This window comes from Pseudoduganella sp. R-31 (assembly GCF_049913235.1).
In the GTDB taxonomy this organism is placed as follows: Bacteria; Pseudomonadota; Gammaproteobacteria; order Burkholderiales; family Burkholderiaceae_D; genus Rugamonas.
The window spans coordinates 269491-292258 of the sequence record NZ_CP183986.1; the positions used below are offsets into that span (position 1 = coordinate 269491).

The 22768-nt window shown below is 63.7% G+C and carries 22 protein-coding genes; 11 read left to right on the forward strand and 11 right to left on the reverse strand.

Annotated features, from left to right (window positions below; genetic code table 11):
• Positions 1-8: 8 nt before the first annotated feature.
• The 8 genes from ACN9MY_RS01175 to ACN9MY_RS01210 all read right to left on the reverse strand — a co-directional run bounded on the left by ACN9MY_RS01175 (position 9) and on the right by ACN9MY_RS01210 (position 8107).
• On the reverse strand, positions 9-620 hold the full coding sequence (locus ACN9MY_RS01175; RefSeq protein ID WP_426166713.1) for a M15 family metallopeptidase: 612 nt from the start codon (positions 618-620) through the stop codon (positions 9-11).
• The gene (locus tag ACN9MY_RS01180) at positions 617-1522 is read right to left on the reverse strand and encodes a LysR family transcriptional regulator (protein WP_426319996.1); all 906 of its coding nucleotides are present in this window, start codon (positions 1520-1522) and stop codon (positions 617-619) included. Before ACN9MY_RS01180 ends, ACN9MY_RS01175 begins: the two co-directional genes overlap by 4 nt.
• An 88-nt stretch (positions 1523-1610) precedes the next feature.
• The gene (locus ACN9MY_RS01185; protein WP_426166717.1) at positions 1611-2402 is read right to left on the reverse strand and encodes a peptidoglycan recognition protein family protein; all 792 of its coding nucleotides are present in this window, start codon (positions 2400-2402) and stop codon (positions 1611-1613) included.
• Between the two features lie 7 nt (positions 2403-2409).
• A complete protein-coding gene (locus ACN9MY_RS01190) occupies positions 2410-3327 on the reverse strand; it encodes an N-acetylglucosamine kinase (RefSeq protein WP_426166719.1) in 918 nt (305 codons plus the stop codon).
• A 70-nt stretch (positions 3328-3397) separates the two neighbouring features.
• Complete coding sequence (locus tag ACN9MY_RS01195; RefSeq protein WP_426166721.1) at positions 3398-5068, reverse strand: glycoside hydrolase family 10 protein; 1671 nt, start codon at positions 5066-5068, stop codon at positions 3398-3400.
• A 30-nt stretch (positions 5069-5098) separates the two neighbouring features.
• Positions 5099-6364, reverse strand: a complete 1266-nt coding sequence (locus ACN9MY_RS01200) for an MFS transporter (RefSeq protein WP_426166723.1) — start codon at positions 6362-6364, stop codon at positions 5099-5101.
• A 39-nt stretch (positions 6365-6403) separates the two neighbouring features.
• Positions 6404-7285: an N-acetylmuramic acid 6-phosphate etherase gene (murQ, locus tag ACN9MY_RS01205; RefSeq protein ID WP_426166725.1), complete on the reverse strand. Its 882-nt coding sequence runs from the start codon at positions 7283-7285 to the stop codon at positions 6404-6406.
• Positions 7286-7366: 81 nt separating this feature from the next.
• Positions 7367-8107 carry a GntR family transcriptional regulator gene (locus ACN9MY_RS01210; protein ID WP_055939138.1) on the reverse strand — a complete coding sequence of 247 codons (741 nt, stop codon included), beginning with the start codon at positions 8105-8107 and terminating at the stop codon, positions 7367-7369.
• A 162-nt stretch (positions 8108-8269) separates the two neighbouring features.
• Between ACN9MY_RS01210 and ACN9MY_RS01215 the strand changes: the two genes are divergently transcribed.
• Both ACN9MY_RS01215 and ACN9MY_RS01220 read left to right on the forward strand, forming a co-directional pair.
• Positions 8270-9565 carry a serine hydrolase domain-containing protein gene (locus tag ACN9MY_RS01215; protein ID WP_426320000.1) on the forward strand — a complete coding sequence of 432 codons (1296 nt, stop codon included), beginning with the start codon at positions 8270-8272 and terminating at the stop codon, positions 9563-9565.
• Between the two features lie 47 nt (positions 9566-9612).
• Complete coding sequence (locus ACN9MY_RS01220; RefSeq protein WP_426166729.1) at positions 9613-10866, forward strand: D-amino acid dehydrogenase; 1254 nt, start codon at positions 9613-9615, stop codon at positions 10864-10866.
• Here the strand turns inward: ACN9MY_RS01220 and ACN9MY_RS01225 are convergent.
• The 3 genes from ACN9MY_RS01225 to ACN9MY_RS01235 form a co-directional block, all read right to left on the reverse strand.
• Entirely contained in the window at positions 10863-11393 is a 531-nt protein-coding gene (locus tag ACN9MY_RS01225) for an RNA 2'-phosphotransferase (protein WP_426336738.1), read from the reverse strand. The genes ACN9MY_RS01220 and ACN9MY_RS01225 overlap by 4 nt on opposite strands.
• 35 nt (positions 11394-11428) lie before the next feature.
• A complete protein-coding gene (locus ACN9MY_RS01230) occupies positions 11429-11860 on the reverse strand; it encodes a PEP-CTERM sorting domain-containing protein (protein WP_426320004.1) in 432 nt (143 codons plus the stop codon).
• A gap of 136 nt (positions 11861-11996) precedes the next feature.
• Positions 11997-12467: a hypothetical protein gene (locus ACN9MY_RS01235; RefSeq protein WP_426166735.1), complete on the reverse strand. Its 471-nt coding sequence runs from the start codon at positions 12465-12467 to the stop codon at positions 11997-11999.
• A 94-nt stretch (positions 12468-12561) separates the two neighbouring features.
• On the opposite strand from ACN9MY_RS01235, the gene ACN9MY_RS01240 reads away from it, so the two are divergent.
• The 9 genes from ACN9MY_RS01240 to ACN9MY_RS01280 are packed head-to-tail and all read left to right on the forward strand — an operon-like array spanning position 12562 to position 22767.
• Positions 12562-12990, forward strand: a complete 429-nt coding sequence (locus tag ACN9MY_RS01240; protein ID WP_426166737.1) for a YchJ family protein — start codon at positions 12562-12564, stop codon at positions 12988-12990.
• Between the two features lie 15 nt (positions 12991-13005).
• On the forward strand, positions 13006-14613 hold the full coding sequence (locus ACN9MY_RS01245; protein ID WP_426166739.1) for a carboxyl transferase domain-containing protein: 1608 nt from the start codon (positions 13006-13008) through the stop codon (positions 14611-14613).
• 10 nt (positions 14614-14623) lie between these two features.
• Positions 14624-15409, forward strand: a complete 786-nt coding sequence (locus ACN9MY_RS01250; protein WP_426320007.1) for an enoyl-CoA hydratase/isomerase family protein — start codon at positions 14624-14626, stop codon at positions 15407-15409.
• 12 nt (positions 15410-15421) lie between these two features.
• Positions 15422-16750, forward strand: a complete 1329-nt coding sequence (bioA, locus tag ACN9MY_RS01255; RefSeq protein WP_426336739.1) for an adenosylmethionine--8-amino-7-oxononanoate transaminase — start codon at positions 15422-15424, stop codon at positions 16748-16750.
• A 2-nt stretch (positions 16751-16752) separates the two neighbouring features.
• Complete coding sequence (gene bioF / locus ACN9MY_RS01260) at positions 16753-17937, forward strand: 8-amino-7-oxononanoate synthase (protein WP_426166745.1); 1185 nt, start codon at positions 16753-16755, stop codon at positions 17935-17937.
• 1 nt (position 17938) lies between these two features.
• The gene (bioD, locus tag ACN9MY_RS01265) at positions 17939-18706 is read left to right on the forward strand and encodes a dethiobiotin synthase (protein WP_426166747.1); all 768 of its coding nucleotides are present in this window, start codon (positions 17939-17941) and stop codon (positions 18704-18706) included.
• Positions 18707-18718: 12 nt separating this feature from the next.
• The gene (gene bioB, locus ACN9MY_RS01270) at positions 18719-19759 is read left to right on the forward strand and encodes a biotin synthase BioB (protein WP_130316548.1); all 1041 of its coding nucleotides are present in this window, start codon (positions 18719-18721) and stop codon (positions 19757-19759) included.
• Positions 19760-19790: 31 nt separating this feature from the next.
• Positions 19791-21821: an acetyl/propionyl/methylcrotonyl-CoA carboxylase subunit alpha gene (locus ACN9MY_RS01275; protein ID WP_426166749.1), complete on the forward strand. Its 2031-nt coding sequence runs from the start codon at positions 19791-19793 to the stop codon at positions 21819-21821.
• A gap of 10 nt (positions 21822-21831) precedes the next feature.
• The gene (locus ACN9MY_RS01280) at positions 21832-22767 is read left to right on the forward strand and encodes a 2-hydroxyacid dehydrogenase (RefSeq protein WP_426166751.1); all 936 of its coding nucleotides are present in this window, start codon (positions 21832-21834) and stop codon (positions 22765-22767) included.
• Position 22768 lies beyond the last annotated feature (1 nt).

Here is a 22768-nt window from a genome sequence, read left to right on the forward strand (position 1 = left end):
CTGTCTCCTTATAGGACTTTGGTGTAGTCGCGGCGCACCAGCACGCGGTCGCCGCAGTCGAAATGCCACCATTCGCTGTTGATGCCGGCGAAGCCAGCCTGGAACATGGCATCGCGCAGCAACTGGCGGTTGGCGACTTGTGCGGCAGTCAGTTCCCCGCTGGCGAGGTGCCGTGCCTCAAGCACCGGGTGCGACAATTCCGTCATGTCGTCGAAGCCCGTGCCCATGTCGAGCTCCTGGCCGGATGGGTCGAGGATGGTGATGTCGACCGCCATGCCGAAGGAATGGATCGAGCCGCGTTCCGGCGGCGCCAGGTACATCTGCAGGCTGGTGCCGGCCAGCGCCTGCCACAGCTCTTCCTGCACGCGGTGCGGGCGCAGGGCGTCGAGCAGCAGCGCCTTGTAGCCGGGAGCGCGCCGTGCCAGGTAAGCCACCACCCGTTCGATGGCGGCGGCGGCGTCGCGATGCAGCCAGGCGCAATCGAGCGGCGAATACAGGTCGCGGCCGACGAAGTTGTCCGGCCCCGCATAGCGCAGGTCGACCGCGATACCGGCGATGGTGGCCAGGTGGCGGAAGTCGGGGTTACCGAGAACGTCTTCGCTGCGGGTGGTCTTGCTCATTGCTTTCCTTGTTCCAGGCAGGCGCGCGCCATGCTGGCGATGGAGTCGGCCAACTGGCGGGCGCCGTGCGACAGCGGCGCGTGGCTGTTCGTCAGCAGGAAGAGCTGGATCGGAATGGCCGGCGCCCACTGGCGTTTCTGCACCTTGGCCGGATCGGCCGACGCCGCCGTGAAAGGATCGACCACGGCCAGGCCGGCGCCGGCTTCCACCAGCGAACGGGCAATCTGGTAAGTCTGCACCGTGGTGCGGAAGTTGGGCTGGATGCCCTGTGCTTCGCAGGAAGCCACGATCATCTCGCCCAACGGGTCGTTGTCGGCATGGCCTATCAGTTCACCGCTCAGGCCTTCCGCCGTCAGCGGCATGCCCGCTTCATCGCGGCGCCAGGTACCGGCCGGCGCGATCACCGTCATCACGCCTTGTGCAATCGGTTCGGCGATGATGCCGGGGTGGCGCGGGTCCTGCAGCGAAAGCGCCATGTCGGCTTCACCCAGGCGCAAGGTGTTGACGATTTCGGAGGTGTGGTGGGTGGCCAGTTCGCAGCGCGTGTCGGGAAATTCCTTGCGCCATTCGCTCATGGCTTGCGGCAGGACGCTGATAGCGATGGTCGGCGTCGACACCAGCCCCACGGTTTCGACGGCGCGGCCTTTCAGGCTGGCCGCCAGGCGGCGGATGCCCTGCAGGTCGCGGTGCAGTTTTTCGGTCTCGGCAAAAAGGCGGTGCGCTTCCGGCTTCGGGTACAGCTTGCCGCGCACGCGCTCGAACAGCGGCATGCCCAGTTGCAGCTCGGCGTGCTGCAACACCTTGGTCACGGCTGGCTGGGAAATATGCAGCACCTGGGCGGCGCCGCTGATGGTGCCAACCTGCATGATGGCGTGGAAAACTTCGATGTGGCGCAGCCGCATTGTCCTGGTTCCTCTTCCTCGGCGCCGCCGGTCGTCCCCTGCGGCATGTTGGCAGGATAGGGGAAAGCCGGCGGCCGTGCAAACCGCCTTACTGTATTGGCTTGGGCGCAGTCAGCACGTCGAGGATGGCGGCGGATTCGGCGTCCGGCACGCCGTCCCATTTGCTGTTGCGGTACTTGGCCTGGAAGGTCACCAGCACATTCTGGGTTTCTGGGTCCAGCACGCCGGTCTGCGGGGTGGCGTAGCCGTGCTGGGCCAGCTTTTGCTGGAACCAGGCGATGTCCGGCAGCTGGGCTTCGTATTGCGGACGCACCGCGGCCACGGCGGCCGCGTCCGGCCAGGCGATCAGGCCTTCGTCGGCCAGCCGCTTCCACGGGAACATCGGGCCGGGATCCTGCTTGCGTTGCGGTGCGATATCGGCGTGGCCGAGGAAGTTTTCCGGTGCGATCTGGTGGCGTTCCTTGATCTGCTTGAGCAGGGCGACCAGCTGGTCGATCTGGCGCTCGGAGAAGCCATACCAGTGGCGGCCGTCGGGCATGTCCTTGAAGCCGGGGTTGACGATCTCGATGCCGATCGAGCTGTGGTTCAGCGCCGTGTAGTTCTTCCAGCTGCTCAGCCCGGCGTGCCAGGCGGCGCGGTTTTCGTCGACCAGGGCGTAGACGCGCGGCTCATTCTCGTCGGTGATGAGATAGTGGGCGCTCACATCTTTCTCGGTCAGCAGCTTGATCGACAGCGGCAAGTCGGTCACGGTGTAATGGATCACGACGAAACGCACGCGGCTGCTCTGCCCTTTGGAGGTCAGCGAATGGTCGATGTTCGGCAGCTGGGTGGCACAACCGGTCAGCAGGGCGATCAGGGAAGCGAGCAGCAGTTTTTTCATGGTTTCCTTAGTTGCGTGGCCGGGCGGCCATCCTGGCAGCCGCATGATGCGGCCTGGCGCTGCGTTTTTGCAAATGGAATTCAGGCGGCAAGTCGGTGCGCATGGCTTCGAAAATCAGGGGATGCAGTTCGGCCGCGCGGCCGGACAGGACAATCGGCCGCGCGCCGAAGCGCGTCACCAGCGCCAGCGCCAGGCGCGCCAGTTCGCGGCCAGCCTGCAGCAGGATGTGGCGGGCGGCGGGGTCGGCCCCCGCGCTCATGGCAACGGCCAGCGCCAGCTTGCCGATGTCGCCGCGCTCCTGGGTGTACATGAAGTTGCGCGAGAAAGACCAGTCGCTGCCGCCGACATGGTCGAACACCGCATGCGCCATCGGCGAGTCCTCCCAGGCGCCGGGCTGTTCATCCTCGCCGCGCCAGATACGGCGCATCGCTTCGCGCGCAATCCAGAAGCCGCCGCCGGCATCGTCCAGCATGACGCCGCGGCCGCCGGCGCGGTGGAATTCGCCTTGCTCGTCGATGAAGGCGGCAATTGAACCGGTACCGGCATAGACCAGGTAACCCTGGCCGGGCTCGAAGGCGTCGAGATAGGCAACTTCGATATCGTTGCAGAGCGTGATGGCGTCCAGGCGTACGCCGAGCAGCGTGGAGAGCCAGTCCAGCAGCACGGCGCCATCGCCGCCGAAGCCAGTCAGCCCGGCGCAGATGCGCAGTGGCTTGCCGGCTTCCAGTACGTCTTGCGCCAGCTGGCTGAAGATGGTGTGGATCAGCTCGCGTCCGGCCGGCTTGGCCATCATCAGGGCGGACAGCCCGGCGACCGTTCCTTCGGCCACGATGTCGCCTGCCGGGGTGGCAAGCGCCCAGCGTGTTTCCGTGCCTCCAGCATCGATTCCCAGCCCTAAGGTACGATCGGTGTCAGGTTTGCCCATGATCTGTCGAGTGTACGTTGAAACGCCGACATCTTTGCATGAAAGCGCGTGCGGCACTCATTCCAAAAAGTTATAACGCAGCGGAAACTCTTGGACTTTCATTGCCTAAGCGGTCGATTGCCGATACCACCACGCTGCGGGCCGGCACGCCATTATCGTCGGTCAGCACCACTTCGCTGCGGCCGGCAGGCACCACGTTGAAGCGCCATTCTTCGCCGTAGTGCGCCCAGATCGCAAGCTGGGTGGCACGGCCGGCGTTGCCAAGGGTAAGCGACAGTCCGCTGGCGTGGCGCTTGACTGCCACGGTCGGCGCTGGCGGCGCTTCGCTGCCCAGCCATGGCGAAGCCGGCACCAGCGCCGGTCCCTGGTAGCTGGTGGCCTTCAGGTGGTCGCTCACGCCTTTGCGGTTTTGCATCAGGGCCGCAATGCTGAAATGAATGTGGCCGTTCGCGTTGCCGCGGCTGCGCGTGACGCCGACCTGCTGCACGATTTCATCCGCGCTGAAGGACTTGCTGCTGTCGTCAATGCGGCTGGTGTACAGGCCCGGCCAGATATGGCGGCCGCGCTTGTTCTGTCCCAGCCAGTAATCGAGCAACACGGGGAAAGCTTGCGGCTGCTGCGCGATCGGCCAGTACAGCTGCGGGGCCAGGTAATCGAGCCAGCCGTTCTGCAGCCACAATTCGGCGTCGGCATACAGCTTGTCGTACTGGCTGAAGCCCTGGATGCCGGGCGGGCGGCGGTCCGGGCGGCCAATGCCGAAGGGGCTGATGCCGAAGCGCACCCACGATTTTTCCTTGTGGATACCGGTGTAGAGCGCTTCGATCAGCTGGTTGACGTTCTGGCGGCGCCAGTTGGCGCGGTCCAGGGTGCCGCCGCCTTGCAGGTAGCGCTGGTACGGGGCGCCGTCGGGGAAATCCAGCTCGGGCTTGTTGCCGTTCGACGGCGCGTCCAGGGCCGCCTCGCCGCCATTGGCGCCGGGCGCTTCAATCGGATAAGGGTAGAAGTAGTCGTCGATGTGGACGCCGTCGATGTCGTAACGGCGCACCACGTCCAGGATCACGTCCAGCGTTTGCTGGGCGGCGGCTTCCTCGCCGGGGTCCATCCACTGGAATTTGCCATATTGGCGCACCACTTGCGGCCTGGTGTTGGCTACATGCTCACGCGCGTTCGGCGTGCGGGCGGCTGAATGGCGGGCACGGTAGGGATTGAACCATGCGTGCAGTTCGAGGCCGCGGGCATGAGCCTGCGCGATCCAGAAGGCCAGCGGGTCCCAGGCCGGCTCGGGAGCCTTGCCCTGCTGGCCGGTGAGGAACTCGGACCAGGGCTCGAGCTTGGACGGGTAAATGGCGTCGGCGCTCGGGCGCACCTGCAGCACGATCGCGTTCAGGTGCAGTGCCTTGGCGCGGTCGAGGATGGCGAGGGCTTCGGCCTGCTGGCGCGCCGGCGGCAGGTTGCTGCGGCTGGGCCAGTCGATGTTGGCCACCGTCGACACCCAGGCAGCGCGGAATTCGCGCGGCGCGGCAGGCGGCTGTTCGCCGGTGATGCGTTGCTGCACCGGCGCCGGGCTTGCCGCCGTGACCGGGGCGGGCGTATTGCCGCTCCCGCCACCGGAGGGTGGTGCCGCGGCGTCGCCGGCGGCTGGCACGGTCGGCGTCGACGAACACGCCCCCATTAATGCGGCCACGCCGGCCGCGGCGGCGGCTATGGTCAGCCGCCTTTTCGCATTAAAAGCCAAAACCAAATCCTCACATCAGCAGGAGCCGTATTCTACCTATTCCCGGCCAAAGTCCGGATCTATCTTGATCAGTGCCGTCATGATGAAGGCGGGGATGGTTGCCGTGCAGACATAAATGAAGAAGTGCTGGTAGCCGAGATACTCCTGGATCGCGCCGCTGGCCATTTGCGGAATCATCATCCCCAGCGCCATGAAGCCGGTGCAGATCGAATAATGCGCAGTCTTGTGCTCGCCCTGGCTGACCATGATCATGTACATCATGAACGAGGTGAAGCCGAGCCCATAGCCGAACTGCTCCACTGCCAGGCAAGTCGCGATCCAGGCGAAGTTTTGCGGTTGCGCCTGCGACAGGTAGACGAAAATCAGGTCCGGAATATGGATCGCAATCGCGAAAGGCCACAGGCAGCGCTTGAGGCCAAAGCGCCCGATCAGCCAGCCGCCCACCAGGCCGCCGAGGATCAGGCCGACGATGCCGATCGTGCCGTAGGCAATGCCCACAGCGGCGGTGTCCAGGCCAAGGCCGCCTTTCTCCAGCGGGTCTTTCAGGAACGGCACCACCATTTTCAGCAACTGCGACTCGCCAAGGCGGAACAGCAGCAGGAACAGCAGGATCACGACGATGCCGTCCTTGCGGAAGAAGGCGGAAAATGTCGCGAAAAACTCCTGCATCGGCGCCGACGAGTGCACTGCCGGCTTGTCTTCCGCCGGCCTTGGCAGCACGACGAAGTGATAGAGCGCCAGCGCCAGGAAGACCGCGCCGGTCACACCGAAGGTGATAGCCCAGGCCATATGGGGATTGCCGTGGTACTTGATGATTTCGCCGGCCAGGAATAGCAGGCCGCCGTTGCAGGCCACGTTGGCCGCGCGATAGAAAGTGCTGCGCACGCCGACAAATTCCGCCTGCTGCTTCTGCCGCAGGCCGAGCATGTAGAAGCCGTCCGCCGCGATATCGTGGGTGGCGGAGCTGAAGGCCATCAGCCACATGACGCCAAGGCTAAGCTGGAAAAAGTTCGAGAGCGGCAGCGTGAAGGCAACCGCCGCCAGCGACACGCCCAGCACCATCTGCAGGATGGCGACCCAGGAGCGCTTGGTGCCGAACATTTCGATCAGGGGAGACCACAGCGGCTTGATCACCCATGGCAGGTACAGCCAGCCGGTGTAGAACGCCATCTCCGTGTTGGAGATGCCAAGATCCTTGTACATGGCGGTGGACAGCGCCATCACCACGAAATAGGGAATGCCCTGGTTGAAATACAGTGTCGGAACCCAGCCCCAGGGGCTGCGTTGCTGCGCTCGATCCATTACGTCCTTTCTTGTCGGCCGGACGCGCGCAGGGGCGGATCAGATGGTGAGTGCGCCGCGCACGCTGCCCCCGGCCTGGTCCAGCAAGCCTGCCGCCTGCTGCACCGTGGTTTTCTTTAACAGGGCGACCACCGCCACTTTGACGTGGAAGCCGCACTGTTCCAGCGCTGTGCGGGCTGCCGCTTCATCGGCGCCGGTGGCGTGCATTGTGAGCCGCACCGTACGCGCGTACAGCTTCGCATTGGTCGGCTTCAAGTCTACCATCAAGTTTCCATAAACCTTGTTCAGGCGCACCATGAGCGCGCTGGAAATCGTGTTCAGCACGATCTTCTGCGAGGTGCCGGCTTTCAGGCGCGTGCTGCCGGAGATGATTTCGTGGCCGGTGTCGAGGGTGATGCCGATTTCAGCCTCCTGCGTGACCGGCGCACCAGGGTTGTTGGCGATGCCGACGGTTAGCGCGCCGGCCTTGCGCGCGGCTTCGATGGCGCCCAGCACATAGGGGGTGGTGCCGGATGCGGCCAGCGCCAGCACGACGTCATCCGGGCGCGGGTCCAGGGCCTGAAGGTCGCGTGCGCCCTGTTCGCGGTCATCCTCCGCGCCTTCCACCGCCTTGAACATGGCTTCCGTGCCGCCGGCAAGGATGGCGACGGCACGTTCGTGCGGCCAGGAGAAGGTGGGATAGAGTTCAACGCTGTCGAGCACGCCGAGCCGGCCCGAGGTGCCGGCCCCGACGTAGAGCAGGCGCCCGCCCGCTTCGATGCGGGGCACGATTGCTTCGACTGCCTTGGCAATGGCGGGGATGGCGGTGCGCACGGCTTGCACCGCATTCAGCTGGTCATCGGCAAAGGCGGCGACCAGTTGCTCTATGGGATATTGGTCCAGCTCGCGATGTTGTGCACTGGGTGTTTCGGTCTTCAGCATGGAACGAGTGTAATGCCAAATTGCCGGGCCGGCCCATGACGGGACTTGCGAAGCTTATTCCCCCAGGTTATGCGGCGCGGCCTACGCGGCGCGGCGCATCTCCGCCACGAAGTCGTAATGATCGCTGCGGCAGTAGGAATGCGTCAGCTCGATCGCCTGGCCCGACTCAAGATAGGCGATACGGGTAATAAACAATACAGCCTGCCCTTCCGGCACTTCCAGCTGGCGCGCCAGTTCGGCCGAAGCATTCATGGCGCGGATATGCTGCAGCGCGCGCGCCGGGCCCTTGCCGACAGAATCCAGGTATTGGTAAAGCGAATCGCCGATCAGTTCCGGATTGGGAACGATGGTTTGCGGCAGCACCGACACCTCATACGCCATCACCACGTCATCGGCCAGGCGCAAGCGTTCAAGCCGCGCCACGCGGGTATTCGGCGACAGGCCGAGGCTGAGCTGTTCGTCGGCGCTGGCGGCCACCAGCGCGCGCTTGAGCCAGCGCGAGCCGGGCTTGTAGCCGCGCTGCGAAAGTTGTTCCGAGAAGCTGGTCAGGTTCGACAGCGGTTGTTCGATGCGCGGCGCAATGTAGTTGCCCGAACCGCGGCGGCGTACCACTAGGCCCTGGTCCACCAGCTGGTCGATGGCCTTGCGGGCGGTCACGCGCGAAACGTTCAGCAATTCCGAGAGGGTTCGTTCAGAAGGAAGCGCCTGGTCGACCTGGTAACGTCCGTTTCGAACATCGTCGCTCAACTTGCGGGCAATCTGCATGTACAGCGGCGAATTGTCTTGTTGATCTGGTTTGAATTCAACGCTGGTGAGGCTCATTACATTTCTCCTATAACTGCTAGTGTAATAGCGAAAGAGAAATCACGCTGCTCTTTTCATATTTGCTTTAGCGCCCGATACACCGGGGTTATAGGCAGATAATCAGTTTTCATTAGCAGGCCGAAAGGACGGCACCGTATGCTGCTTGCAAAAGGAGAATGCATGCAAAGAGCTTTGCGCGCCTTGGCCGGCGCAGTACTGCTGGGCAGTATCGGCCACGTTTCCGCCAGCAAGCTGGATGCGGAACTGGCAGCGATCGTCAACGATGCGCAGCGGCCGCTTTCGGGCTTGTCCGTACTGGCTATCCGCGACGGCAAGGTGGCTTACCAACAACAGTTCGGGCTGCGCCGGCTTGATACGACGGGCCGCGGCATCACCGCGCCCGTCACGCCGCAGACCATGTTCCGTATTGCATCCATCTCCAAGATGATGACCACCTTGGGCATGATGAGGCTGGTCGAGGAAGGCAAGCTCAAGCTTGACACCGACGCCGGCGAATATCTGGGCTTCGCGCTGCGCAATCCGCATTACCCGTCGCAAGTGATCACCCTGCGGCATTTGCTGAGCCACACCTCAACGCTGCGCGATGACGCGGGCTATTCCTGGCCCGCTGGCACGGCCTTGCGCGATGTGCTGGCGCCAGATGGGAAGATGTGGGCGCGCGATGGCGAGCCGGGCCAGTACTTCACGTATTCCAACCTGAACTGGGCTGTGATCGGGACCATCATGGAACGCGTGACCGGCGAACGCTTCGACCGACTGATGAGGCGCTTGCTGCTGGCGCCGATGGGCCTGCGCGGCGGCTATAACCCTGCCGAATTCAGCACCCAGGAAGTAGCGGATACCGCAACGCTGTACCGGCGCCGCACGCGCGAAACTGAAATCTGGGACAGCAAGGGGCCGTGGATTGCGCAGGTCGACGACTTCGGCGTGACCGCGCCGCAGGATCCGCCGGGCCTAGACAAGTATGTAATCGGCACTAATGCCACGCCCTTCAGCCCAACCGGCGGCCTTCGCATGTCGGCCAGCGACATGGGCAAGGTCATGCTCATGCTGATCAACAACGGCCGCCATGAGGGCAGGCAGCTTATCAAGCCGGCATCACTGGCCCTGATGTTTGGTGAGCAATGGCGCTTCAATGGCAGCAATGGCGATACCTTGAAAGGGCTTTACCATAGCTGGGGGCTGGGCGCCCAGCGCTTTGCCGACGTGCGGGGCAATATGGGCGGCATGCCGAAGGATGGCCGCTTCCATGCGGTCGGCCACCTGGGCGAAGCCTATGGCCTCGTGTCCACCTTCGCCGTAGACTTAAGGAAGAAGCAGGGCATCGTATCGCTGATCGGCGGCTTTGCCAGCGACCCGGAGGCCGATCCAGGCCTGCAGTCGGCGCACACGCGTGCCGAGGAACGGATCCTTGATGCGATTTACCAACGCGCCATCCTGCGCCGCCGCGACTGAACTACAATAGGCTAATTTTCCACAAGGCAACACAATTCGGGGATCGGATGGCGAGAGCACGGCAAGTGGTGGTGATTGGCGGAGGCGTGGTCGGCCTGGCGTCAGCGTGGTGGCTGCTGGAAGCAGGCTTCCGCGTGACGCTGCTCGAACGCGCCCCGACCGTTGCCAGCGCCGCCAGCTACCGCAATGGCGGCCAGCTCAGCTATCGTTACGTCTCGCCGCTGGCCGACGAAGGCGTGCCGAAAAAGGCCCTGCAATGGCTGTTCGAGCGCGACGGCCCGTTTCGTTTCCGTCCCGAGGCCGATTACCGCCAGTGGCGCTGGATGGCGCAATTCCTGCGCAACTGCAAGGCCGACGCCAATGCCCGCACCACCGCCAAGCTTTTGCAGCTCGGCGAGTTGAGCCGCCTGTCCCTGTCGCTGCTGGAACTGAAATTGCCGCTGAGGGAATTCAACTGGCGCAATGCCGGCAAGCTGGTGGTCTATCGCAGCGAAGAAGCCTTCAAGGCCGCGCTGGACAAGCCCGATAACGACGAAAACCGCGCCGTGCTCTGGGGCCGCGATACGGCCCGCATCGAGCCGGCGCTGGCCGAACTGGCGCCCAGGCTGGCGGGCGGCATCTTCAATCCCGGCGAAGCCGTGGCGGATTGCTATGCCTTCTGCCTGGCGCTGGAAAAACGCATCTATGCCCACCCGCGCTTCGAGCGCTGCATGCACACGGCAGCGCGCACCATTTTCGTTGAAGCCGGCAAGGTGACGGCAATCGAGACCGACGCCGGCTGGCTGACTGCCGACCATTACGTGCTCGCTGCCGGCATCCAGAGCCGCGACCTGGCTGCCACGGCCAACCTCGACCTGCCCATGTATCCGCTGAAAGGCTACAGCCTGACGGCGCCGATCCGCAGCGAACACGTGGCGCCCAATATCAGCGTGACCGATTTCGAGCGCAAGACGCTGTATGCCCGCATCGGCAAGCAATTGCGGATCGCCGCGATGGTCGACATGGTGGGCGAAAGCACGCGCATCGACCGCCGCCGCATCGCCAGCCTGTCCCGCCTGGCGCGCGAATCGATGCCGCATGCCGCCGACTACGACAAGGCGGAGGCCTGGGCCGGCCTGCGTCCCGCCACGCCGAACAGCGCCCCCATCATCGGGCCCACGCCTTATCCCAACCTGTGGCTCAACGTCGGCCATGGCCCGCTGGGCTTCACCTTCGCCTGCGGCAGCGCCAGCCTGCTGGCGACACTGATGCTGGGCAAGGAGCCGCCGTTTGAGCTCGACTGCCTGGCCTACAAGGTCTAGTTCAGGTATTTCGCAGGCACGGCCTCGGTCAGCCAGACGCCGTTTTCCGAGATGTAGAAGAGGTGGCCGTCGCGCGCCATCTGGCCGGATTCCACGGTCAATACGACCGGCTTGCCATGCCGGCTGCCCACTTTTTCGGCAGTTCCCTGGTCGGACGAGAGGTGCACATGCTGGCGCGAGGCCGAATGCAGGCCGCTTTCGCGGATCGAATCAAGGAAACGCGTGGCAGTGCCATGGTACAGGCGCTCCGGCGGCGTCCGGGGCGGCAGTTCGAGCGCGATATCAACGGAATGGCCCTGGTTGGCCCGGATTTTCGTGCCATCCGCGCTGATCGCAAATCGCTTCTTATCGCTGTTTTCAACGATGGATTCGATCTGGGAGCGGCTCAAATTCGTTCCGCAGGCGTTGGCAAGGGCAATCAATTGGTCGATCGATGCCCATCCATTCTGGTCCAGTACGAGCCCGATTTCTTCCGGTTTGTGACGCAAGACCAGGCTCAGGAACTTGCTTTGACTGACTTCGTTCATGACCGGCATCTAGCACCTGCCACTGTCGGCTTTCTTTACTGTGCAGCTGGGCGCCCCTTTCTCTCGCGCAAAATGAGGAGGGCAAAGCCCAGGCCCAGCAAAGCGAAAGTGCTTGGCTCAGGCACAACCGCCACCACTGGCAACTGGACCGGCGGCTCGACAAGCGGCGGTGAGCCGGTGGGTGCAGGAGGAGTCAGCGGCAATGCCACGTCCGGCGCCCGGGCGGGCGGACCTGCTGCAGGCAAGGGCGGCGGCAGGCCATTGAACGCCGGTGTCCGGCCGAATTCCGTCGGTGGCCTGCGATTGAAGTAGGATGCAGGGGGCCTGCTGTAGTTCATGTAGCTGAAGTCGATGCTGTTGACGGTATAGGGGGACTGCGTCGATCCAGTTGGACCCGCTAGGGCCTGGCCGCCTGGCAGGATGGAGCAGGCCAGCAGGCAAGACTTGAACATGGCTTCAGCTTTCATTTTGCGCTCCATGACGAGTTGGCGAAACTTCAAGCTTGAAGAAGCATCAACCGTACCTGCACCTAAGTCGCTGATTATCCGGCTCGTTGCTGGTTGAACCGGGCCATGCGTAAAATTTTGCGACGCGGCGCGCGGCTCATTCCCAGGGATTGGGTTCGTCGATGCGCTTGAAGAAGTCCCGTACGCCGGCTTGCTCGTCTCCCTGTTTCAAAGGCACGGCCAGCAGAATTGCCCCCTGGTTCATCGCGAGGAGGTAAGGCCTGTCGTGCGTAACCCATACTTTGAAATCATCGCAAAAATGATTGAGCATGCCGCCAACCTCATTCTTTTCGAAAAAACCACGCAACAGCTTGATGGGCGCGACTTTGACGGTCACTCGCGTACCGGGTTCAGGGAACTGGCTGCCAGGGATTTCGGCGGTCGTCGCAACCACCAGTGTCGGGGCGCTAGCTATCACCCTTTTTTCCCACTGGGTCTGGGCTCGCTCCCAATAAGCGCGCGCCGCTTCCGGATCACTGGGCATGTCGCGTGGCGGCTGGCATGCCAGGGCCGGCGAAGTCATTGCGACCGCAAAGGTCAGCGCGAATAAGGATGCATGGATTTTCATTCTGGCAATTATAGCTTTCCAGCCCGGATGGTGGTGCCAACCCGCATGACCTCGGGAAGTCACGCGAGCCGCTGTTATGGCGGATAATGGCGGGATGTCCAAATCCAAGACCCCTGTCGGCTGCCCATGCGGCGGTCCTTCTTTTGCGACTTGCTGTGGCCCTTTTATCGAAGGAAAGGCCTTGCCGGAGACGGCTGAGCAACTGATGCGCTCCCGTTATTCCGCCTATGCGCTGCAGAACGAGCCGTATTTGTTGTCGACCTGGCACGAAAGCACCCGTCCGACCGAGCCGATTATTAACAAGGACGAAAAGCTCCAATGGCTGGGACTTGAGGTAAAATCTGCTTTACGTTTACGTCAACGTAAAGCAGAAGCCCAGCCGAACGAGGATTTTGTCGAGTTCGTCGCCCGCCTGCGCGTGAATGGCCGTGGCCAGCGTCTGCATGAGCTGAGCCGCTTCCTGCGCGAACCGCGCGAAGGTGGCTTGCGCTGGTTTTACGTCGACGGCGAATTTCCAGAATAAGAGAAGAGGACGACAATGCCGCATATCGAAAGCAAACTCAATCCGCGCAGCGAGGACTTCAAAGCCAACGCCGACGCCATGCAAGCCCTGGTCGACGACCTGCGCGCCAAGGTCGCGAAAGCGGCGCAAGGCGGCGGAGAAGCGGCCTGCGCCAAGCATGTGGCGCGCGGCAAGCTGCTGCCGCGCGACCGCGTACAGATGCTGCTCGATCCCGGCACGCCTTTCCTCGAATTCTCGCAGCTGGCTGCTTTCGATATGTACGACAACGCCGCTCCGGCAGCGGGCGTGATCACCGGCATCGGCCGCGTAAACGGCCAGGAATGCGTGATCGTCTGTAACGACGCCACTGTGAAGGGCGGTACTTACTACCCGATGACGGTGAAGAAGCACCTGCGCGCGCAGGAGATCGCCGAGCAGAACAACCTGCCGTGCATCTACCTGGTGGATTCGGGCGGCGCCAACCTGCCGAACCAGGACGACGTGTTCCCGGACCGCGACCACTTCGGCCGCATCTTCTTCAACCAGGCCAATATGTCGGCCAAGGGCATCCCGCAGATCGCCGTGGTGATGGGTTCCTGCACCGCCGGCGGCGCCTACGTGCCGGCCATGTCGGACGAATCGATCATCGTGAAGGAACAGGGCACTATCTTCCTCGGCGGCCCTCCGCTGGTGAAGGCGGCGACCGGTGAAGTGGTTTCCGCTGAAGACCTGGGCGGCGGCGACGTGCACACCCGCCTGTCCGGCGTGGCCGATCACCTGGCCAAGGACGATATGCATGCGCTGTCGATGGCGCGCACAATCGTGTCGAACCTGAACCGCCAGAAGCCGCAACAGGGCGTGCTGCGCGAAGCGGTGGAACCGAAATACGCGCCGGAAGAACTGTACGGCGTGATTCCTGTCGACACCCGCAAGCCTTTCGATATCCGAGAAGTGATCGCGCGTATCGTCGACGGCTCCGAATTCGATGAGTTCAAGGCCCGCTACGGCACCACGCTGGTGTGCGGCTTCGCCCACATCTACGGCATGAAGGTCGGCATCATCGCCAATAACGGCATCCTGTTTTCCGAGTCCGCGCTGAAAGGCACGCACTTCATCGAACTGTGCTGCCAGCGCAAGATCCCGCTGGTCTTCCTGCAGAACATCACCGGCTTCATGGTCGGCCGCAAGTACGAAAACGAAGGCATCGCCCGCAACGGCGCCAAGATGGTGACCGCCGTCGCTACCGCTTCCGTGCCGAAGTTCACCGTGATCATCGGCGGCTCCTTCGGCGCCGGCAACTACGGCATGTGCGGCCGCGCCTACTCGCCACGCATGCTGTGGATGTGGCCTAACGCGCGCATCTCCGTGATGGGCGGCGAGCAGGCAGCCGGCGTGCTGGCCACCGTCAAGCGCGACGGCATCGAAGCCAAGGGCGGCCAGTGGAGCGCCGAGGAAGAAGCGGCCTTCAAGCAGCCGATCAAGGAACAGTACGAAGTGCAGGGCCATCCTTACTACGCCTCCGCGCGCCTGTGGGACGACGGGGTGATCGATCCGGCCGACACCCGCATGGTGCTGGGCCTGGGCCTGTCCGCCGCGCTCAACGCGCCAATCCCGGACACCAAGTTCGGCGTGTTCCGCATGTAAGGAGATGGCGATGACTTATGAAACCCTGACCGTCGACATCAACGACAAGATCGCCACCGTCACCCTGAACCGCCCTGACGTGCGCAATGCCTTCAACGAGCATTCGATCAACGACCTGGCGCGCGCCTTCTCGGAGCTGGGCCGCAACGAAAACGTGCGCGCCATTGTGCTGGCGGGTAACGGCCCGGCCTTCTGCGCCGGCGGCGACCTGAACTGGATGAAGAAGATGGCCCATTACACCCACGAGGAGAATGAGGCCGACGCCATGCAGCTGGCGCAAATGCTGCGCACTATCTACCTGTGCCCGAAACCGACCGTCGCGCGCGTGCATGGCGATTGCTATGCGGGCGGCATGGGTCTCGTCTCCGCCTGCGACATCATTGTCGCCGTGCCGGAAGCGAATTTCTGCCTGAGCGAAGTGAAACTGGGTCTGATCCCCGCGACCATTTCGCCGTATGTGATCAAGGCGATGGGTGAGCAGGCTTCGCGCCGCTATTTCCTCACCGCCGAACGTTTCAGCGCCGCCGAAGCCCACCGCATCGGCATGGTGCACGAACTGGTCGCCGCCGACGCACTGGACGCCAAAATGGCGGAAGTGCTGAAGGCGCTGGTGACCAACAGCCCGAATGCAGTGAAGGAAGCCAAAGTGCTGGTGCGCGACATCGCCGGCAAGCCGGTGAACGATGCACTGCTGGCCGATACGGCCCAACGCATCGCCCACATCCGCGCTTCCGAGCAGGGCCGCGAAGGCGTGACTTCCTTCCTGGAGAAGCGCAAGCCGGGCTGGCTGAATTGAACGGAGCAGTTTTTGGAAGCAAACCAACAAAGCGATTGGGTAGCACGTAGCCTGAAGTCAGTCTGGCACCCGTGCACCCAGATGCAGCACCATGAAACGGTCCCGCTGATCCCGGTCAGCCATGGCCGCGGCGTGTGGCTGTATGACCATCAAGGCAACCGCTACCTGGATGCGATCAGCTCCTGGTGGGTGAACCTGTTCGGCCATGCCAACCCGCGCATCAACGCGGCGCTGCGCGAACAGCTCGACATGCTGGAGCATGCGATGCTGGCCGGCTTCACCCACGAGCCGGTGATCCAGCTCAGCGAACGCCTGGCGGCGCTGACCCAGCACCAGCTGGGCCACGCCTTCTACGCGTCGGACGGCGCGTCGGCGGTCGAAATCGCGTTGAAAATGAGCTTCCACGCCTGGCGCAATATGGGCCAGGGCGACAAGCAGGAATTCGTTTGCCTGAAGGGCAGCTACCACGGCGAGACGATCGGCGCGCTGGCCGTGACCGACGTGGCGCTGTTCAAGGATGCTTACGGCCCGCTGCTGCGCGCCACGCAGACCGTGATGTCGCCCGACTCGCGCCAAGCGGCAGAAGGCGAAACGGCGGCCGACGTGGCACGCCGCGCCGCGGCCGATGTCGAACGCATGTTCACCGAACGCGCCGGCAAGATCGCCGCCATCATCATCGAACCGCTGGTGCAGTGCGCCACCGGCATGGCGATGCACGACCCGCTCTACCTGAAACTGGTGCGCGAGCTGTGCGACAAGCACGGCGTGCACCTGATCCTGGACGAAATCGCCGTCGGCTGCGGCCGCACCGGCACCTTCTTCGCCTGCGAACAGGCCGGCATCTGGCCTGACTTCCTGTGCCTGTCGAAGGGCATCAGCGGCGGCTACCTGCCGCTGTCCATCGTGCTGTCGCGCGACGAGATCTACCAAGCGTTCTACGATGCCGACGTCACGCGCGGCTTCCTGCACTCGCACTCGTACACCGGCAACCCGCTGGCCTGCCGCGCGGCCTTGGCCACGCTGGACATCTTTGCTGAAGACCATGTGCTGGAAGCGAACAAGGCGCGCTCGCGCAAGCTGACCGAGGCGCTGGCGCCGCTGGCCAACCACGAGCACACCGGGAACTTCCGCAACCGCGGCATGATCTGGGCCTTTGATGCCGTCGGCGCTACGCCGGGCTTCTCGCGCCGCTTCTTCACCGAGGGCACGAGGCAGGAACTGCTGCTGCGCCCCATCGGCAATACCGTGTACCTGATGCCGCCGTATATCCTCAGCGATGAGGAAATCGATGGACTGGCTGCGCGCACCTTGTCGGTGTTCGAGAAAACGCGGGTGGGCTGATCATGGAACTGCTCGCAAAACTCGACCAGCAATTGCAAGCGCTGGATGACAAAAGCCTGATCCGCAAACGGCGCTCGGTCGAAACGGCCTGCGCGCCGCGCATGATGGTCGACGGCCGTGAACTGCTGGCCTTCTGCAGCAATGACTACCTCGGCCTGGCAGCGCATCCGCGCGTGGCCGAAGCGATGCACCAGGGGATTGAACTGTATGGCGCCGGCAGCGGCGCCGCGCACCTGGTCAGCGGCCATAGCCGCGCGCACACCTTGCTGGAGCAACGCCTCGCAGAATTCCTGTCGCCGCACCTGGTTGAGGCGCAGGCGCTGTATTTCTGCACCGGCTACATGGCCAACCTGGCCGTGGTGACCGGCCTCGCAGCCGGCGACAAGGACACTGAAATCTTCAGTGAAGCACTCAACCACGCATCCCTGATCGACGGCGCCCGCCTGGCACGCACCAAGGTTTCCGTCTACCCGCACGCCGACGTGGCCGCGCTGGGAGAACTCCTGTCCGCCAGCACCGCCAGCAACAAGATCGTGGTGACGGACGCCGTGTTCAGCATGGATGGCGACCTGGCCGACCTGCCGGCGCTGCTGGCCCTGTGTGAACGTCACAAGGCCTGGCTGGTGGTGGACGACGCCCACGGCTTCGGCACGCTGGGCGAGAATGGCCGCGGCGCATTGGAGCACTACGCCATGCGCTCGCCTTACCTGGTCTATGTCGGCACCCTGGGCAAGGCTGCCGGCGTGGGCGGCGCCTTCGTTGCGGCGCACCGTACCGTGGTGGAAACGCTGATCCAGCGTGCCCGTCCTTACATTTTCACCACCGCTGCGCCGCCCGCATTGGCTCACGCGCTGCAAGCCAGCCTGGACATCATCTGCGGTGACGAAGGCCGCGAGCGCCGCGCTCACCTGCAAGCGCTGGTGGCACAATTGCAGGACAGCCTCCACTTGAAGCGCTGGCAACTGCTGCCGTCGAAAACGGCAATCCAGCCAATCATCATTGGCGAGAACGAAGAAACCATGCGCATGTCCGCCGCGCTGTACGAGCAAGGCATCTGGGTGGGCGGCATTCGCCCGCCAACGGTGCCAGCAGGTACTGCGCGCCTGCGTGTCACGCTGTCCGCCGGCCACACCGCCGACGACGTGCGCCGCCTGGCAGACGCAATTAACGAATTAGAAAGGACCTGATATGGCGCTTGAAGACCCTGTCATCGCTCCTGCACCCCAAGCCGCAGCGGCCGCCGATGGCCTGCCGCCGCGCTTCGCCTGCTTCGTGGCAGGCACCGACACCGAAATTGGCAAGACCCTGACGTCTTCCGCCATGCTGTATTCCCTGGTGCGCAATGGAGCGCGCGCCTGCGGCATGAAACCCGTCGCCGCCGGTGCGGTGATGAAGAACGGCCAGTTGCACAACGACGACGCCGACCAGCTGATCGAAGCGAGCAATGTGCACTTGCCGCAGGCGCTGACCACTCCCTTCATGCTGAAAGAGCCGGCTGCACCGCATATCGCCGCCGCCCTGGAAGGTGTTGAAATCGATCCGGTGCCGATCCTGGCCGCCTACGTGGAAGTCGCTGCCGCAACGGACGCCATCGTGGTGGAAGGCGTGGGCGGTTTCCGCGTGCCGCTGACCGACGATTTCGACACCGCCGACCTGGCCCAGCAGCTTGCGCTGCCGGTCGTGCTGGTGGTGGGCCTGCGCCTGGGCTGCATCAACCACGCGCTGCTGACCGTGGAAGCGATCGAGTCACGTGGCCTGAAGCTGGCCGGCTGGGTCGCCAACACCCTGGAATTTGAAATGAATTTCGCGGACGAGAATATCGCCGCACTGGCAGCGCGCATTCCGGCGCCGCTGCTCGGCCGCATCCCGCGACTGGCAAAGCCGACTGCCGCCGCTGCTGCCGAATACCTGAACTTCACGTCCCTGCCAAACTGGCCGGGCCGCCGCACCACGTAAGAGAGGAAGAACATGTCCCTGCAAGAACCTAAAGCCGTCCAACTGCACCGTCCAACCGCCGCCATCAAGCTGCCGGAAGCCGCTACCTGGCCCCTGGAAGACGTGATGGCCCTGTACGAGCTGCCATTCAACGAGTTGATGTTCCGCGCACAGGAAGCCCACCGCGCCCACTGGCCGGACGGCGACGTCGAACTGGCGACCCTGCTCTCGATCAAGACCGGCGGCTGCGAAGAGGATTGCGGCTACTGCCCGCAGGCCGCACGCTACGACACCGGCGTCGAAGCCAAAAAGATCCTGGACCTGGACACCGTGCTGGATGCCGCCAAGCAGGCAAAGGACAACGGCGCGACCCGTTTCTGCATGGGCGCCGCATGGCGCAGCCCGAAAGAGCGCGACATGGAAAAGGTCGAAACCATGGTGCGCGAAGTCAAGGCGATGGGCCTGGAAACCTGCGCCACCCTGGGCATGCTGGAAGCCGAGCAGGCGCAGCGCCTGAAGGACGCCGGCCTGGACTACTACAACCACAACCTGGACACTTCGCCGGACTTCTACGACAACGTGATCTCCACCCGCCAGTACCAGGACCGCCTGGACACCCTGGGCCACGTGCGCAACGCCGGCCTGAAGGTTTGCTGCGGCGGCATCGTGGGCATGGGCGAAACGCGCGAACAGCGCGCCGGCCTGATCGCCCAACTGGCCAACCTGAATCCATACCCTGAATCGGTACCGGTCAACCACCTGGTGCAGGTGGAAGGCACTCCGCTGCACGGCCTGGACAAGCTGGACCCGCTGGAATTCGTACGCACCATCGCCGTCGCCCGCATCACAATGCCGAAAGCGCGCGTGCGCCTGTCCGCCGGCCGCCGCGAGCTGGGCGAAGCCGTGCAGGCCATGTGCTTCATGGCCGGCGCCAACTCGATCTTCTACGGCGACAAGCTGCTGACCACCGACAATCCGGAAGCCAACGACGACCGCGCATTGCTGGCAAAACTGGGCTTGCCGACCCGCGGCGCCGTCCTGGACTCTGTACAAAAAGAAGCCTGCGGCTGCTAAGAAAAAAATTCAAAAAAGAGTAGAGAGAGACATGTTCAAAAAAATCCTGATTGCCAACCGTGGCGAGATCGCTTGCCGCGTCGCTGCAACTGCACGCCGCCTGGGCATCAAGACCGTCGCCGTGTATTCGGACGCGGACGCCAATGCCAAGCACGTCGCCGTCTGCGACGAAGCGGTGAACATCGGCCCCGCCGCCGCCAAGGAATCCTACCTGTGCGGCGACAAGCTGATCGCCGTGGCGTTGGCCACCGGTGCGGAAGCGATCCACCCGGGCTATGGTTTCCTGTCCGAGAACGCCGAGTTTGCGGATGCCTGCGCCGAAATGGGCCTGGCCTTCATCGGCCCGCCGGCTTCCGCCATGCGCGCCATGGGCTCGAAGTCGGCTGCCAAGCAGCTGATGGAAAAAGCCAATGTGCCACTGGTGCCGGGCTACCACGGCGACAATCAGGATGCAGGCTTCCTGCAGGAACAGGCCGACCGCATCGGCTACCCTGTGCTGCTGAAGGCTTCGGCCGGCGGCGGCGGCAAGGGCATGCGCGTGGTCGAATCGTCGGAAGCGTTCAAGGATGCGCTGGCGTCCTGCAAGCGCGAAGCGATCAGCTCCTTCGGCGACGACAAGGTGCTGGCCGAGAAATACCTGCAGCGTCCGCGCCACATCGAAATCCAGGTGTTCGCCGATACCCACGGCAACTGCATCTACCTGTTCGAGCGTGACTGCTCCGTACAGCGCCGCCACCAGAAAGTGCTGGAGGAAGCGCCTGCACCGGGCATGAGCGCCGAGCGCCGCGCAGCAATGGGTGAAGCTGCCGTTGCCGCCGCGCGCGCCGTGGGTTACGTTGGCGCCGGTACGGTGGAATTCATCGCCAACCAGGACGGCAGCTTCTACTTCATGGAGATGAACACCCGCCTGCAAGTTGAGCACCCGGTGACAGAAATGATCACCGGCACCGACCTGGTGGAATGGCAGATCCGCGTCGCCGCCGGCGAAACCCTGCCGAAGAAGCAGGAAGAACTGACCATCAACGGCCACTCGATCGAAGCGCGTATCTATGCCGAGAATCCGGAGAAAGGCTTCCTGCCGTCGATCGGCACGCTGCGCCACCTGGAAACGCCAGCCGCGGCCAACTTCGAGCTGGGGGGCGTGCCCGGCCATCCGGCTGCCGTGCGTATCGATTCCGGCGTGCGCGAGAACGATGCCATTTCGCCTTTCTACGATCCGATGATCGCGAAGCTGATCGTGTGGGGCGCAGACCGCAAGCAGGCGCTGGCCCGCATGGCGCAAGCACTGTCGCAATACCAGATCGTCGGCCTGGCGACCAATATCGCCTTCCTGAAACGCCTGGTGGAAGGCGACGCCTTCGCCAACGCAGACCTGGATACCGGCCTGATCGAACGCAACCACGATGCGCTGTTCCCTCCGGCGCGTTCGATTCCGGTTGCTGCCGTCGCGCTGGCCGCGGTGTCGCTGATCGAAGAAGAGAAGGAAAAGTCGGCCGCGCAATCGGGCGCCAACAAAGGCGATCCGTGGGGCCAGGCGCTGGGCTGGCGCATGAACTTCCATTACGCCCGCAAGCTGGCTTTCAGCGACGAACATGGCAAGCAGTACGCGCCGATGCTGACCTATTTGCCGCACGGCTGGCGCTTCGAGATCAAAGGCCTGGAAGTCGACCTGTCGCTGTTCAGGCAGGACGGCGTGGACCTGAGCATCAAGCTAGGCGAAACCTCGGTGCATGGCACCGTGCGCCGCGATGGCGATGTATTCCACGTGTTCACCGGCGGCGGCCACTATGTGCTGGACTATAACGACCCGATGGCGCACGCCGGCGAGTCCGAAGCCGAAGGCGGCCGCCTGACCGCACCGATGCCGGGCAAGGTGGTTGCCGTGCTGGCTGAAAAAGGCAAGGAAGTGAAAAAGGGCGATGCGCTGGTCATCATGGAAGCGATGAAGATGGAGCACACCATCTCCGCCCCGCATGACGGCGTGGTCGAAGAGGTCCTGTACGCGGTGGGCGACCAGGTGGCAGACGGCGCGCCGCTGCTGGCCTTCAAGACCGCCGCTTAAGGAGAGGCGCATGCGCATCCTGCTTTATCGCGCGGATGGCAATACCGCGCCGTGGATCAAGGATTTCGCCGAATTCATGCCGGAGGCCGAAGTGGTCGTATGGCGCGAAGGCATCGGCGAGCTTCCAGCCTGTGACTACGCAGTGCTGTGGACGCCGCCGCAATCCATGCTGGCCGACCTGGCGCGCGTGAAGGCGATTTTCCTGACTGGCGCAGGTGCTGACGCGATCATGAAGTACTCGCACGCGATTCCGCCGCACATTCCGATCGTGCGCCTGAATGACGCGGGCATGGGCATCCAGATGGCGGAGTACGTCACGCACGCCGTGCTGCGTTATTTCCGCCGGCTCGACGAATACGAGGCACAGGCCCGCGCCGGCGCCTGGCTGCAACTTGAAGCGCGTGACAAGGCCGATTTTTCGGTGGGCGTGATGGGCGTTGGCGCGCTCGGATCGCGCGTGATCGAGGCTTTGCGTCCATTCGAGTTTCCGTTGCGCGCCTGGAGCCGGTCGCCAAAATCGCTGGCTGGCGTTGAATCCTTCCATGGCGATGAGGGGCTGGACGCTTTCCTCGGCTCGTCGCGCGTGGTGGTGTGCATGCTGCCGCTGACGGAAGAGACCACCCACATCCTCAACCGCGCGAACATGATGAAGCTGCCGCAGGGCGCCTACCTCATCAACGTTGGGCGCGGTGCGCATATTTCCGAACCGGACCTGCTATCGCTGATCAAGTCCGGCCATATCGCGGGCGCCATGCTGGACGTGTTCCGCAACGAGCCGCTGCCGGCGCAGCATCCGTTCTGGCAGGAGCCGCGCATTACGATCACGCCGCATATTTCCGCGCTGACGTTGCGCCGCGAAAGCGTGGAGCAGATGGCCGGCAAGATGCGCCAGCACGCACGCGGCGAAGAGGTCGCCGATGTCATCAATCGCACAAAGGGATACTGAA

Bases quoted from the DNA above. Each gene is read 5' to 3' on its own strand.
- ACN9MY_RS01185 (WP_426166717.1), bottom strand. From the start codon at position 2,402: ATGAAAAAACTGCTGCTCGCTTCCCTGATCGCCCTGCTGACCGGTTGT.
- ACN9MY_RS01250 (WP_426320007.1), top strand. From the start codon at position 14,624: ATGACTTATGAAACCCTGACCGTCGACATCAACGACAAGATCGCCACC.
- ACN9MY_RS01235 (WP_426166735.1), bottom strand. From the start codon at position 12,467: ATGAAAATCCATGCATCCTTATTCGCGCTGACCTTTGCGGTCGCAATG.
- ACN9MY_RS01190 (WP_426166719.1), bottom strand. From the start codon at position 3,327: ATGGGCAAACCTGACACCGATCGTACCTTAGGGCTGGGAATCGATGCT.
- ACN9MY_RS01245 (WP_426166739.1), top strand. From the start codon at position 13,006: ATGCCGCATATCGAAAGCAAACTCAATCCGCGCAGCGAGGACTTCAAA.
- bioF (WP_426166745.1), top strand. From the start codon at position 16,753: ATGGAACTGCTCGCAAAACTCGACCAGCAATTGCAAGCGCTGGATGAC.
- murQ (WP_426166725.1), bottom strand. From the start codon at position 7,285: ATGCTGAAGACCGAAACACCCAGTGCACAACATCGCGAGCTGGACCAA.
- ACN9MY_RS01240 (WP_426166737.1), top strand. From the start codon at position 12,562: ATGTCCAAATCCAAGACCCCTGTCGGCTGCCCATGCGGCGGTCCTTCT.
- ACN9MY_RS01175 (WP_426166713.1), bottom strand. From the start codon at position 620: ATGAGCAAGACCACCCGCAGCGAAGACGTTCTCGGTAACCCCGACTTC.
- ACN9MY_RS01225 (WP_426336738.1), bottom strand. From the start codon at position 11,393: ATGAACGAAGTCAGTCAAAGCAAGTTCCTGAGCCTGGTCTTGCGTCAC.
- ACN9MY_RS01200 (WP_426166723.1), bottom strand. From the start codon at position 6,364: ATGGATCGAGCGCAGCAACGCAGCCCCTGGGGCTGGGTTCCGACACTG.
- bioB (WP_130316548.1), top strand. From the start codon at position 18,719: ATGTCCCTGCAAGAACCTAAAGCCGTCCAACTGCACCGTCCAACCGCC.
- ACN9MY_RS01275 (WP_426166749.1), top strand. From the start codon at position 19,791: ATGTTCAAAAAAATCCTGATTGCCAACCGTGGCGAGATCGCTTGCCGC.
- bioD (WP_426166747.1), top strand. From the start codon at position 17,939: ATGGCGCTTGAAGACCCTGTCATCGCTCCTGCACCCCAAGCCGCAGCG.
- ACN9MY_RS01230 (WP_426320004.1), bottom strand. From the start codon at position 11,860: ATGAAAGCTGAAGCCATGTTCAAGTCTTGCCTGCTGGCCTGCTCCATC.
- ACN9MY_RS01280 (WP_426166751.1), top strand. From the start codon at position 21,832: ATGCGCATCCTGCTTTATCGCGCGGATGGCAATACCGCGCCGTGGATC.
- ACN9MY_RS01215 (WP_426320000.1), top strand. From the start codon at position 8,270: ATGCAAAGAGCTTTGCGCGCCTTGGCCGGCGCAGTACTGCTGGGCAGT.
- ACN9MY_RS01220 (WP_426166729.1), top strand. From the start codon at position 9,613: ATGGCGAGAGCACGGCAAGTGGTGGTGATTGGCGGAGGCGTGGTCGGC.
- ACN9MY_RS01180 (WP_426319996.1), bottom strand. From the start codon at position 1,522: ATGCGGCTGCGCCACATCGAAGTTTTCCACGCCATCATGCAGGTTGGC.
- ACN9MY_RS01210 (WP_055939138.1), bottom strand. From the start codon at position 8,107: ATGAGCCTCACCAGCGTTGAATTCAAACCAGATCAACAAGACAATTCG.